Annotated in this window: 14 protein-coding genes; 7 read left to right on the top strand and 7 right to left on the bottom strand. The window is 36.6% G+C overall.

Going from position 1 to position 13,480, the window contains the following annotated elements:
* Positions 1-129 precede the first annotated feature (129 nt).
* From sucD to ACFILN_RS05800, 5 genes are all read right to left on the bottom strand, one after another.
* Complete coding sequence (sucD, locus tag ACFILN_RS05820) at positions 130-1,032, bottom strand: succinate--CoA ligase subunit alpha (RefSeq protein ID WP_375630649.1); 903 nt, start codon at positions 1,030-1,032, stop codon at positions 130-132.
* A gap of 3 nt (positions 1,033-1,035) precedes the next feature.
* The gene (gene sucC, locus ACFILN_RS05815) at positions 1,036-2,232 is read right to left on the bottom strand and encodes an ADP-forming succinate--CoA ligase subunit beta (protein ID WP_273790159.1); all 1,197 of its coding nucleotides are present in this window, start codon (positions 2,230-2,232) and stop codon (positions 1,036-1,038) included.
* A 95-nt stretch (positions 2,233-2,327) separates the two neighbouring features.
* On the bottom strand, positions 2,328-3,290 hold the full coding sequence (mdh, locus tag ACFILN_RS05810) for a malate dehydrogenase (RefSeq protein WP_273790160.1): 963 nt from the start codon (positions 3,288-3,290) through the stop codon (positions 2,328-2,330).
* A gap of 288 nt (positions 3,291-3,578) precedes the next feature.
* On the bottom strand, positions 3,579-4,778 hold the full coding sequence (gene zapE, locus ACFILN_RS05805) for a cell division protein ZapE (RefSeq protein ID WP_375662909.1): 1,200 nt from the start codon (positions 4,776-4,778) through the stop codon (positions 3,579-3,581).
* A gap of 98 nt (positions 4,779-4,876) precedes the next feature.
* A complete protein-coding gene (locus ACFILN_RS05800) occupies positions 4,877-5,422 on the bottom strand; it encodes an AprI/Inh family metalloprotease inhibitor (protein WP_375671071.1) in 546 nt (181 codons plus the stop codon).
* Positions 5,423-5,648: 226 nt separating this feature from the next.
* On the opposite strand from ACFILN_RS05800, the gene dapF reads away from it, so the two are divergent.
* The 7 genes from dapF to ACFILN_RS05765 all read left to right on the top strand — a co-directional run bounded on the left by dapF (position 5,649) and on the right by ACFILN_RS05765 (position 11,723).
* Positions 5,649-6,500, top strand: coding sequence for a diaminopimelate epimerase (gene dapF / locus ACFILN_RS05795; protein ID WP_375630645.1), 852 nt, complete (start codon positions 5,649-5,651; stop codon positions 6,498-6,500).
* Positions 6,500-7,783 (top strand): tRNA (N(6)-L-threonylcarbamoyladenosine(37)-C(2))-methylthiotransferase MtaB, encoded by a 1,284-nt coding sequence (mtaB, locus tag ACFILN_RS05790; protein ID WP_375671069.1) that lies wholly within the window; start codon positions 6,500-6,502, stop codon positions 7,781-7,783. The genes dapF and mtaB overlap by 1 nt, the downstream gene beginning before the upstream one ends.
* A gap of 14 nt (positions 7,784-7,797) precedes the next feature.
* A complete protein-coding gene (ftsY, locus tag ACFILN_RS05785; RefSeq protein ID WP_273790164.1) occupies positions 7,798-9,051 on the top strand; it encodes a signal recognition particle-docking protein FtsY in 1,254 nt (417 codons plus the stop codon).
* Positions 9,048-9,734 carry a septation protein A gene (locus ACFILN_RS05780; protein WP_273790165.1) on the top strand — a complete coding sequence of 229 codons (687 nt, stop codon included), beginning with the start codon at positions 9,048-9,050 and terminating at the stop codon, positions 9,732-9,734. Before ftsY ends, ACFILN_RS05780 begins: the two co-directional genes overlap by 4 nt.
* 63 nt (positions 9,735-9,797) lie before the next feature.
* Positions 9,798-10,559, top strand: a complete 762-nt coding sequence (gloB, locus tag ACFILN_RS05775; protein ID WP_273790166.1) for a hydroxyacylglutathione hydrolase — start codon at positions 9,798-9,800, stop codon at positions 10,557-10,559.
* 2 nt (positions 10,560-10,561) lie between these two features.
* Complete coding sequence (locus tag ACFILN_RS05770) at positions 10,562-11,059, top strand: hypothetical protein (protein ID WP_375667531.1); 498 nt, start codon at positions 10,562-10,564, stop codon at positions 11,057-11,059.
* Positions 11,060-11,255: 196 nt separating this feature from the next.
* Positions 11,256-11,723: a hypothetical protein gene (locus tag ACFILN_RS05765; RefSeq protein WP_375667532.1), complete on the top strand. Its 468-nt coding sequence runs from the start codon at positions 11,256-11,258 to the stop codon at positions 11,721-11,723.
* A gap of 21 nt (positions 11,724-11,744) precedes the next feature.
* Here the strand turns inward: ACFILN_RS05765 and ACFILN_RS05760 are convergent, their stop codons facing one another.
* Positions 11,745-12,641 carry a ParB/RepB/Spo0J family partition protein gene (locus ACFILN_RS05760; protein WP_375671067.1) on the bottom strand — a complete coding sequence of 299 codons (897 nt, stop codon included), beginning with the start codon at positions 12,639-12,641 and terminating at the stop codon, positions 11,745-11,747.
* A gap of 40 nt (positions 12,642-12,681) precedes the next feature.
* Positions 12,682-13,479, bottom strand: a complete 798-nt coding sequence (locus ACFILN_RS05755; RefSeq protein ID WP_273790170.1) for a ParA family protein — start codon at positions 13,477-13,479, stop codon at positions 12,682-12,684.
* Position 13,480 lies beyond the last annotated feature (1 nt).

Genomic DNA, 13,480 nt, shown 5'->3' with positions numbered 1-13,480 from the left:
TATCTCTTTTGACCTTTAAATGCTTACAAACAAGCAGTGATTTGAACATTCAAAAAAGTTTTACCTTTTTATACTCAAGTTTTTTCACCTGAATCTAAGAACCTTTGCTTATTCAGGTGAAACTTTCTTTTAGCCTTTCAAAACTGACATCAAAGTCTTACCTATCTGTGATGGCGAAGAAGACACACGAATCCCTGCTGATTCCATTGCTGCAATTTTATCTTCTGCTCCACCCTTACCACCAGAAATAACAGCACCGGCATGTCCCATTGTACGTCCTGGAGGAGCCGTACGGCCAGCAATAAAGCCAACAACTGGCTTTTTTCGACCTTTTCTTGCTTCATCTTGCAGAAACTGTGCTGCTTCTTCTTCAGCAGAACCACCAATCTCACCAATCATAACAATAGACTGAGTTTCATCATCTGCTAAAAACATTTCCAACACATCAATAAATTCAGTACCCTTAACAGGATCACCACCAATCCCTATAGCAGTTGTTTGTCCGAGACCTTCCTGACTCGTCTGAAAAACGGCTTCATAAGTTAAAGTTCCCGACCTCGAGACAACCCCAACAGAACCTTTTCTAAAAATAGAACCAGGCATAATACCAATTTTACATTCATTTGGTGTAAGAATACCGGGACAATTAGGACCAATAAGACGAGACTTTGAGTTTTCTAATCGCGCCTTCACTTTAACCATATCCATAACGGGAATACCTTCCGTAATACAGATAATTAAACGAATTTCAGCTTCAATAGCCTCTATAATAGCTGCCGCAGCCCCTGCAGGAGGAACATAAATAACGGAAGCATCCGCGCTTGTTTTTTCTTTTGCTTCTGCAACATTAGCAAAGATAGGAAGAGTTTCACCTTTTGAACCTTCCCATGTTTCTCCACCCTTTTTAGGATTAACGCCACCAACCATTTGCGTACCATGATAAGCAAGCGCCTGTTCTGTATGAAATGTTCCTGTTTTTCCTGTAAGCCCTTGAACTAGAACTTTTGTCTCTTTATTCACAAGAATCGACATAGCTTAAGCTCCCTTCACGGCTGCAACAATTTTTTGGGCAGCATCATCTAAATCATCAGCAGGAATAACATTCAAACCACTCTCATTAATAATTGCTTTACCCTGCTCAACATTAGTGCCTTCAAGACGAACAACCAAGGGAACTTTTAAACCAACCTCACGAACAGCAGCAACCACACCTTCAGCAATGACATCACAACGCATAATACCACCAAAAATGTTAACCAAAATGCCCTTAACATTTGGATCGGCCGTAATAATCTTAAAAGCAGCTGTCACCTTTTCTTTTGATGCTCCACCACCAACATCCAAAAAATTCGCTGGCTCTGCTCCATAAAGCTTAATGATATCCATTGTTGCCATAGCAAGCCCAGCACCATTAACCATGCAACCAATCGTACCCTCAAGAGCAACATAAGCAAGATCATGCTTTGATGCTTCTATTTCCTTTGGATCTTCCTCTGAAAGATCGCGCAATTCTAAAATATCTGGATGACGAAACAGAGCATTATTATCAAAAGAAACTTTCGCATCAAGAACACGCAAACGACCATCTTTCATCACAATAAGTGGATTGATTTCTAAAAGGCTCATGTCTTTTTCACAAAATGCCTTATAGAGAATCGGAAAAAGCTTTTCACCATCTTCTCGCGCACTACTTTGTAGTTTCAACGCATCACAAAGTCTTGCACAATCAGCAGAAGTAACACCCTCTCCAGCATCAATGGGAAGCGTGAATATTTTTTCTGGTGTCTCTTCAGCAACCGTTTCAATATCCATTCCACCTTCTGTTGAAACAACAAAAGCAATTCGACCAATGCTACGATCAACCAAAAGTGAAAGATAAAGCTCCCGTTCAATATCGGCACCGTCTTCAATATAAAGGCGGTTGACCTGCTTACCCTCTGGACCAGTTTGTTTGGTTACCAAAGTTTTTCCAAGCATTTCTTGAACATTTGCAACAACTTCTTCAACAGATTGTGCAAGCCGAACACCACCCTTTGCATCAGGATCAAGTTCTTTAAACTTACCCTTACCACGACCACCAGCGTGTATCTGACTTTTAACCACATAGAGAGGTCCGGGCAATTTTTCCGCCCATTTTTCCGCTTGCTCTACAGAATAAACAGCGACACCATTTGCAATTGGTGCTCCATATTCATGAAGCAGACGTTTGGCCTGATACTCATGGATATTCATGCATTTGTCCTTTTCTTTTATGGATCATGGATCTTATTAATCCTAAAGTTTTAATATTCTAAATACTTATTTTAATGAATTAAACCTTGTTCAATTTACTTGAGACTAGGTACAAGAGCAATACAAGCTTCACAAAGCTTTTTAACCGCATTTACTGAATGATCAAAAGCACCTCTTTCTTCTTTATCAAGATCAATTTCAATGACTCGTTCAACACCACCTGCACCAAGTACAACAGGAACACCAACGTAAGTATCATTAACCCCATATTCTCCTGAAAGATAAGCTGCAACAGGCACAACACGCTTAGTGTCCTTTAGATAAGCCTCAGCCATAGAAACAGCAGAAGCTGCTGGTGCATAATAAGCAGAACCTGTTTTTAACAAACCAATAATTTCTGCACCACCATCGCGGGTACGCTGGATAATTTGATCAATTCTTTCCTGTGTTGTCCAGCCCATCTTTACAAGATCAGGCAAAGAAATACCACCAACCGTTGAATAACGCACGAGAGGAACCATTGTATCACCGTGGCCCCCTAAAACAAACGCTGTCACATCTTTAATAGAGACCTTAAATTCCTCAGATAAGAAATGACGAAAACGCGCTGAATCAAGAACACCTGCCATACCAACCACTTTATGTGTAGGGAGACCTGAAAATTTCTGCAAAGCCCACACCATCGCATCAAGGGGATTAGTAATACAAATAACAAACGCCGAAGAAGCGTATTTTTTAATTCCAGCTCCAACTTGTTCCATAACCTTTAAATTAATGCCCAAAAGTTCATCACGGCTCATACCAGGTTTTCGCGCAACGCCTGCTGTTACAATAACAACATCAGCACCTTCAATTGTTTCATAAGCATTAGCACCTTTTAGACTGATATCAAAACCATCAACAGGAGAAGATTCGGCGATATCTAGAGCCTTACCTTGTGGCACACCTTCTGCAATATCAAATAAGACCACATCAGCAAGCTCTTTAAGCCCAATAATATGTGCTAAAGTACCACCAATCATACCTGAACCAATGAGAGCTATTTTTTTCCGTGCCATTTTATTTTTTCCTAACTTTTAGATAATTCAGCGCACACCCATCAGCGTCCGTATACTGAATATTTTTGACTTCAACCATATTCAAACAATATCATAAAAAGGAGTAAAGAAATGAAATTTACAAATTTCTCTCTTTACAGAAACAACAACCCTCCGCTGAAACAACTATTAGAAAATTATCACGATGTATCGATAAAGTGAATTTAAAAAAAATACAACAGAATTATTATATTTCTTTAATTTCAAAAAGTTATTGTTTTTACAGTTTACGTAAAGGTAAAAGTATAATCAATGCTTCTTCTTCAAAAGAAAATGTTCTTCCCAAAGTTTTAAATAATCGTAGCTTTGCATTTCGAAAAGACGTGATTGTGTTCTTTTAAATTCAAATGTTTCCGTAATCTGCGCATGCCCTTTATACAAATCCCCTACCCCTGCCGCAGCCGACATAAACAACCGTATGTGGCGTTCATAAAGAATATCAATAAGCAAAATAAACCGTTTTGTTTCATTGCGACATGTATCATCCATGACCGGTACATTATCAATAAAAATCGTATGATAACGCTCTCCTAATAACAAATATTCAGCCGCGGCCAAAGGCTTTGCACATAAATCCCCATAATCAAAACGAGCACATCCTGCACCAAAGCGCGGAATAGGAATAAGGCGCCCTTTTATAGAAAGCTCATCAGATGTCTCCTTATGTCCTTGCAATACAAGTGCCCATGCTTGATCCATATATTCATTTGCCGGGACCCCCAACGGCGACACATACACCTGTTGTAGATTTGATTTTTCAAGGCGATAATCTGTTTTTGCATCAAGATTAACAACGCGAACATATGCTTTCAAAACTTGAATAAAAGGCAAAAAGAGTTCACGATTTAAACCGTTACAATAAAGGTTATCCGGCGCCACATTTGAGGTTGCAATAAAGAAAATTCCTTTATCAAACAAAGCAGAAATAAGCCGCCCCAATACCATAGCATCAGCAATATCTGTTACACTAAACTCATCAAAACAAAGTATTTTTGCTTCTCGTGCAAGATCCTCAGCAACAGCTAAAATAGGATTATCTTGTTTAAATTTTGCACACCCAGATGCTTGACGATAAAAATTAATACGCTCATGCACATCAGCCATAAAATCATTAAAATGGGCACGCTTTTTATGACCTTTAGGCAAACAAGAAAAGAACAAATCCATCAGCATGGTTTTGCCCCGTCCTACTTCACCATAAATATACAGTCCCTGAAAAAAACCTGTTTCATCTCCTTGTTTTACAACACAAGAAATATTTTGTTTTTTCCTTTTAAATATTCTATTAAAGAAAGAGCAAAATATCCAAGTCCAAGGACGAGGGATATTTTGTTCCGTAATTTTTTTTAATAAATGATCAAAATATTCTGTTATAGCTAATTGAGCGGGATCAAAACAAACCTCTCCTTTAGCGACAAGCTCCTTATAACGTGTTGAAACGAGAATCATCCAAAAAACCTTTTTCAAACCGATCTCAATGAAAAATACAAATACTTTTCACGAATCTGTCCGTCTAGCTTAGCTTGTCATAAACGGTCAAAAATGATTTAACGACTTAAAACAACGGGATGATCATCAAGTGTACGTCCCTCAAAACGATCAACATTTGAAGAATAAAGAACGAGGATAACACGTCCAGAGTTATTATAAAAATATAATCTTTTTCCTTTAACGTCCCACGATCTCACTTGGGAAGCAATTCCTGGACAGTGTAAAGGACCAGCACGGTACCCTTTTCCAAACTTTGTTTGTGGAGTTGCAATCCGGCAAACTTTTCCTCCCATAGAAAGATTCCATACCCCAGCAATACTTGCAGGAAATAAATCAGTGGCACTGCTTGGCAATTCGAGACTAGCCATTCGTCCATCGCTCTGAGAATCTCCTTTTTCATACACCGAAGCGTTTGCGTCTTCAGATATCGACGAAGAAGGAGACGACAGATTAGACGCTTCCAATATTGTCATTTGTTGAGATGGATAAAAAACTTCTAATGCGTTATTATCGTCATTACCATCAAACCGTGTTGTTGAACATCCCCCTAAAAACATTACAGTTGATAGTGCAACGAAAAACGAAACTCTTGAAAACGCCATGTCTGTACTCTCTCCCACGACAATAAATAAGTTCACAAAAAAATTAAGCGAATATTTGTTATAGTTACAAAGATAAATTAACAAATTAAAAAAAACAGGTTAAAATCACTTATTTTAAACGAAATAACTTATGTACCAAATTTTATATTTATTAAACACTGGAAATTTATAATATTTTCAGCCATATATCTCTTTTATAAGTAATCATTAGAAATAGAGAAGTTTCATGAAAACGCCATTTAGCAAAATGGACGGTCTTGGAAATCAAATTATTGTTGTTGATATGCGTGAAAGCACTCATGCTCTTACACCAAAAGCAATCCTTGCTTTGTCAGCAGATCCTGAAATGCATTTTGATCAAATCATGGCTATCCACACACCAACCCAGAAAAAAGCCAACTTCCGCATCGAAATATGGAATGCCGACGGATCAATGGCTAAAGCTTGTGGTAATGGTACCCGCTGTGTCATCGCATGGCTTAAAGATCACAATTTTGGTGAAAAATTTCATTTAGAAACTCCCGCTGGAATTATTGAAGGGAAATACCAAACCGACAATCTCATTTCTGTTGATATGGGATGCCCAAATTTCAATGCAAAAGAGATGCCTGTTTCACGTGAAATAGTTGATACAAATCACGTAGAAATTACGGCTGGTCCCCTAAAAGACGCTTGTCTCATATCCATTGGCAATCTCCATGCTATCTTTTTTGTTGAAAATGATATTCAACATATTCCATTAGAGGAATATGGGCCAAACCTTGAACATGATCCCCTGTTTCCCGAACGGTGCAATATTTCCATTGCTTGCATAACGTCAAAGAAAAGTCTAAATTTACGTACATGGGAGCGAGGAGCAGGATTAACACAAGCATGTGGGAGTGCTGCTTGTGCAAGTGCAGTGGCTGCTTATCGTCGTGGTCTTACACAACGTCATATTGATGTAAACTTACCAAAGGGAACACTTAATATTTTTTACCGAGAAGACAATCACGTTATTATGACAGGACCAATAAAATATCAATTTAGTGGCTTTTTAAGCCCTTTAACAGGGTGCTACAAAAAGGATCACTCCTGATGGCAATAGAAATTGTAACTTTTGGTTGTCGACTTAATAGCTACGAATCGGAAATCATTCGCAAAGAAAGTACTTCTTCAGGGCTAGATCAGCTTAAAGATGGTGCTATTATCTTTAATACCTGTGCTGTCACTGCCGAAGCCGTACGACAAGCAAAACAAGCTATCCGCAAAGCACGACGTGAAAATCCTCATGCACGTATCATTGTAACAGGGTGTGCCGCCCAAACAGAAGCACAAAATTTTGCCTCAATGACAGAAGTGGATCTCGTTTTAGGAAACGAAGATAAACTTCACGCCCATTCTTATCGTCAACTTCCTGATTTTGGTATTAACCATTCTGAAAAGGTGCGTATCAATGACATTATGGAAGTACAAAAAATTGCTCCACATATGGTCAGTGCAATGCAAGAGCGCACCCGCGCTTTTGTACAGGTACAAAATGGATGTGATCATCGCTGTACATTTTGCATTATTCCTTATGGACGAGGACCATCTCGTTCAGTACCCATGGGTGCTGTCATAGAACAAATAAAAAAGCTGATAGGTGAGGGTATCCAAGAAGTGGTCCTTACAGGTGTTGACCTTACAAGTTATGGCCACGATCTTCCTGGAAAAGCTACTCTAGGAAAATTAACTTCAGCAATTTTGCATCATGTCCCTGACTTAGCGCGATTACGCCTCTCATCTATTGATTCTATTGAAGCAGACGAAGAGCTCATCAATCTTTTAGCTTATGAAACAAGGATCATGCCCCATTTGCATTTATCTTTGCAAGCAGGTGATAATATGATTTTAAAACGGATGAAACGGCGTCATCTGCGCGAACATGCTGTTCAATTTTGCCAAGAATTGCGTGCCAAACGTCCTACAATGGTGTATGGTGCTGACTTAATTGCTGGTTTTCCTACAGAAACAGAAGAGATGTTTCAAAACAGTCTTGTTTTAATCAAAGATTGTAATTTAACCCATCTCCATGTCTTCCCCTTTAGTCCAAGAGAAGGAACACCTGCCGCACGTATGCCACAAATCAACCGTAAAATAGTTAAGATGCGTGCTGAAAAATTGCGTAAAGCAGGTGAGATGGCTTACCAAAAGCATCTTGCTCATTTACAAAACAGTCTACAAACAATTCTCGTTGAAAAAGATGAAATCGGACGAACAGAAGATTATACCCTTGTACAGGTTAAAGGTGCAAAAGCAGGAACAATTGTTCAAGCCCTTATCGTTGATCATGATGGCGATAAATTGATTGCTGTCCTTCCAAAATTAAACGCTGCTTGAGCAGGAAAATTCTTATGACGAAATCTTTTATTAAAAAAATATTCTCTTTTAACAAATCTCAAGAGCAAGAAATTGAACAACAGATTTCTATTCCTGATAAAAGCGATATAATAGAAGAAAATAAAGACAAAAATGAAAAGACAAAAAATAACCAAGTTTCTATAGACACAGAAAAAGAAGAACAAACAAAAAATCCAGAGTCAATACTTACAAAATATGATGAAAAATCTCCATTTCTAGAATCCCGTTCTGATAAAATTCCTTTTTCTGGTAAAATTATTGTCACAGACAACATCCGTGAAAAAAAGAATGAAGAAATTTTATCTGAACCTTCTGTTGAACAAAAAAAGACAGCGTGGTTTGGGCGCCTTAAAAAAGGTCTATCCCTTTCTTCACAACGCTTAAGCGGATCAATTAGCGATCTCTTTGTTAAAAGAAAACTTGATGAAGACACATTGCAAGAGCTCGAAGATATTCTTATCCAAGCTGACATAGGTGTAGAGACGGCAACACGCATCACAAATACTTTAGCTTCCAGTCGTTACGGAAAAGACCTCTCCCCAGATGATATTCATACTATTGTAGCGGATGAGGTCAAAAAAGTTCTGGAACCTGTTGCAATACCATTGGAACTTGATCTCAGCCATAAACCGCATGTTATTTTGCTGGTAGGTGTAAATGGCACTGGAAAAACGACAACTATTGGAAAACTTTCAGCAAAATTAACAGAAGGGGGATTAAAAGTTATGCTGGCAGCTGGTGATACTTTCCGAGCCGCAGCTATTGAGCAACTACACATCTGGGGTGAACGTACCAATTCTCCTGTTATTTCAACAAAATTGGGTGCAGATGCCGCCAGCTTAGCATTTGATGCTTATGAAAAAGCAAAAAAAACAAACAGTGATGTATTAATTATTGATACAGCAGGGCGTTTACAAAATAAATCTGAATTGATGGATGAATTAGCAAAAATTATTCGTGTTTTAAAAAAACATACCCCCCAAGCACCCCATACAATCCTTCAAACGCTTGATGCAACAACCGGACAAAATGCACTCAACCAAGTAGATATTTTCCGCGATATTGCTGGTGTTAATGGTTTAGTCATGACAAAGCTAGATGGGACTGCACGAGGAGGAATTCTTGTCGCTATCGCAGCAAAATATAAATTACCCGTTTATTTTATCGGTATAGGAGAAGATATTGAAGACCTTCAACCCTTTTCTGCTTCTGACTTTGCCGAAACTATCGCAGGAAAACATGCATGAAACAGCCTTTATCTAATCCTAATTTACACAATAATTCTGAAAAAAAAATGAATAACAATAAAAAAAAATCTCTCTCACCAACACTTAAGTTTCTTTTGGAAATGGGTCCATTGGTTGCCTTCTTTTTTGCCAATTATAAGGGAGAATGGCTGATAAAAAACATTGGATTTTTTCAAAATTTTAACAAATCTATTTTCCCTGCAACAGCTATTTTCATGGTAGCGATAATTATTTCCCTAAGCTTATCATGGATCCTTGCAAGACAAATTCCTATTATGCCTCTTATTTCGGGAATATTTGTTTTAGTTTTTGGCTTTCTAACTCTCTGGCTTCATAATGAAACTTTCATAAAAATGAAACCGACAATCATTAATAGCTTATTTGCTTTTATACTTTTTGGTGGGATGTTTTTTAAAAAACCACTTTTACGTTATGCTCTTGATTCTACCTTAAAACTTGATGATTTAGGTTGGCAAAAACTTACCTATCGTTGGGCGTTTTTTTTCATTTTTCTTGCCCTTTTGAATGAAATAATTTGGCGTAATTTTAGCGATAATTTCTGGACAAGTTTCAAAGTATTTGGCGTCATGCCTATAACAGTCCTTTTCATGCTTACCCAAATGCCTATAATTATAAAACATTCAAAAGGACTTTTTACAGAAGAGGACAAATCTGATTCTTAAAAAAATCACCACTACCGATTATTTTATAGATTCATCGCCAAACACTGTTCGGGAGAAAAAAATATGTTGATTGAACAGTTTATTTGTCGAGAAGACAATTTTGGTATACTCATTCATGATGAAAAAAGTGGTATGACAGCTGCAATAGATGCTCCTGAAAGCAAAGCAATCCACAATGCTTTAAAGCGCCACAATTGGACACTTAACACTATTTTTGTAACTCATCATCATCACGACCATGTAGAAGCCCTATCAGAATTAAAACAAGTTTACAACGCTATGGTTATCGGGCCAGAAGCAGAAAAAGAAAAGATCAATTATCTTGATCAAACACTTCAACCTGATGAAAGTTTTTCTTTTGGCACACACCTGCTTTTAGCTCTTTCAACACCTGGTCATACTTTAGGCGCATTATCTTACTATTTTCCTGAGAAGAGTTTACTCTTTGCTGGAGATACACTTTTTTCATTGGGCTGTGGACGTCTTTTCGAAGGAACACCTGCACAAATGTTAAATTCTTTAAAAAAACTTCGTAAACTTCCTGATGAAACACTTCTCTATTGTGGACATGAATATACAAAAAATAACGCTCTTTTCGCACTAACAATTGACCCACATAATAAAAAACTCCACCAAAGAATAGAGGAAGTTTTTTTGCTACGTGCAAAAAACGCTATGACTTTACCTGTCACTTTAGGGCAAGAAAAAGCCACCAATCCCTTTCTCCGCTGGGATGATAGTGTGTTGCGAAGGAACCTTGTAATGGAAGAAGAAACAGATGAAGAAGTTTTTGCTGAAATTCGAAGAAGAAAGGATAATTTTTAACCATGCTTAAGTTCGTATTACGTTTGTTTCTCCTTTTTCTTTTCGTGATACATATTCAACTAACAAGAGCAGAGGAAAAGGAAACAGATAATTCTTCTCTTATATCCCCTCTCGTTGCAAATTATCCCTTAACAGAAGATTTTTTTTTAAAACTGGAAAAAATTGAAAAAGAATGTGAAAATTTACTTCCAGAAACAAAAAATGATCTTATCACTTATGATTCTAGTATCCACTCTAATATTGAAAACTACACTACCTATATTTCTAGTAAACCAAAACTTATGAATATTTTAAAAAAAAATAATATCAAACCAGAAGATTTTGCTGCTGGAACCTTAGTACTTAAAGAAATATCCGCGCTTCTCATATTTGCACCTGAAAAGGAATATTCTACTGAGAAAAATATTATATTTCTAAACAATCTTGAATTTGTTAAAAAACATTTTTACAAAGCAACAATTCTTTTAGATAGCTGTGAAAAACTCATTTTGAGCAACTAATCAGTTATGAAATGTTAGAAAATATCACCCCTTTAATCTAATAAAGAAGTCAGTGCATTAAAAAATCACCGTATTTTTATCATTCCTAATAATTGTTTTTATTTCGATTATATTTATAAATGTTTTTCTAAAAATAAAGAATAACAGACGGAAAAGTATTTATTGAAATTCAAAAAAGAAAGGATAATTTTTAGTCATGTTTAAACTTCTATTGTGTTTTTTCTTCATTTTTCCTTTTGTATCATACGCTCAAGAAAAAAAACAAGAAATAGATGATCCTTCTTTTATACCGACTTTCATTGCAAATTATCCCTTAACAGAAGATATTCTTTTAAAGCTGGAAAAAATCAAAGCAGAATGTAGAAATTTATCTTCAGAACCAGAACAAACAAATACAAAAAGTGATATCAATACTTATGATGATCATATTGAAAAATATGCTGCCTATATTTCTAATAATCCAAAACTTGTGAATATTTTAAAAGAAAATAATATCACACCAAAAGATTTTGTTGTTGCTCACCTAGCACTTAAAGAGACATTATATGTACTTACTGATGAGGAAAATTATACTTATGAAAAAAACTCTTTACCTTCAAGAAATCTAGAATTTGTTAAAGAACATATGTATAGAATAATCCAAATTTTAAGAGATAACTGTTAAAAATCTTTTTAGAACAATTGATTAACTTTGTAAACGCCGACAAATTTCATCTAATTGTTCTAATGAAGAGTAATGTATTTTTAAATCGCCACCTTTTTTACCATGTCGAATAATAACTTTCATTCCTATCACATCTGCAAGTAATTTTTCTAAAGATTTTGTTTCAGCATCTTTTTCCGTATTGGTACGCTTTTTAGTTTTAGGATTGGCTTTCTCATATGCAAGTATTTCTGTTTGACGTACTGAAAGCCCTTCACAAATAATTTTCTCAGCTAAATTTTGTGGATCATCAACGGTTATAAGACAACGTGCATGACCAGCAGAAAGTTGTCCATCCGTTAAGAATTGTTGTACTCTTTCTGGAAGTTTTAATAAACGAAGCGTATTTGCAACATGACTACGACTTTTTCCAATAACTTGTGCTAAATCTACTTGTGTATAATCATGCTCATTCAAAAGCATCTCATATCCTTTTGCTTCTTCGATAGGATTAAGATCTGCCCGCTGAACATTTTCAATAATAGCCAATTCCAAAGCGGTTTTATCGTCCACATCACGAATAATAACGGGTAATTGACTTAAATTTGCACGTTGTGCTGCACGCCAGCGCCGTTCACCCGCAATCAATTCAAACCGATGAGGATGATCTCTTAAAGGCCTTACAATAACCGGTTGAACCACACCGTGTTGACGAATTGATTGTGCCAAATTATCAAGCTCTGTTTCAGTAAAATGACGCCGAGGATTGTGAGGATTACATGAAATAGATTCAATAGAAATAAATCGCTCAGAAATACTACCGGATTCATTTAATTTATCAAAGCTTGATGAACGTGCAATATTGTTGTTTAAATTGATATCTCCAATCAATGCAGCTAATCCACGTCCTAGTCTTTTTTTTGAGAGATCATCATTCATAATTTTTCTCTTTGAATTTTTAGATTATTTTTTTATATTTTTAAGCAGCAGCGCGTGCTTGTTTTTCACGTTGTATCATTTCTGATGCTAGACGCAAATAAGCTTGGCTTCCAGCACATTTGAGATCATAAAGCAATACAGGTTTTCCAAAAGAAGGTGCTTCTGATACTCTTACATTTCGTGGAATAACAGTACGATAAACTTTATCTCCCATAAAAGAACGTACATCTTCAACAACTTGATTTGAAAGGTTATTACGTCCATCATACATTGTTAGAACAATACCTTGGATTTCTAAAGATGGATTAAGTACGGATCGCACTTGTTTTACTGTTTCAAGTAATTGACTTAAACCTTCAAGTGCTAAAAATTCACACTGCATAGGTACCAAAACAGAATCCGCGGCCCCCATAGCATTAAGTGTTAAAAGATTAAGGGAGGGAGGACAATCAATTAAAATATAATTGAATTTTTTTTCCATTTCCGGATCATCATAGAGAGCTTTACGTAAGCGTTGTATGCGATCTTTTGATGAAGAAATTTCCATTTCCACACCTAAGAGATCAAGTGTAGAGGGAACTATATAAAGATTGGGTACAGCTGTCTTTAAAGCCGCCTGTGTAATTGAAACGCCCGAAACCAAAACATCATAAGACGATAAAGGACGGCTATTACGATCAATCCCCAAACCAGTACTTGCATTACCTTGTGGATCAACATCCATAATAAGAACATTTTCACCAATGGCTGCTAAAGCTGTTGCAAGATTAATTGCTGTGGTTGTTTTTCCGACTCCACCCTTTTGGTTTGCAATAGCGATAATTCGTGTTTCGCTCATT

It is taken from the genome of Bartonella sp. CL434QHHD (genome assembly GCF_042195145.1).
In the GTDB taxonomy this organism is placed as follows: Bacteria; Pseudomonadota; Alphaproteobacteria; order Rhizobiales; family Rhizobiaceae; genus Bartonella.
The sequence above is the reverse complement of the archived record's forward strand: the minus strand, read 5'-3'. Positions and strand labels throughout refer to the sequence as shown.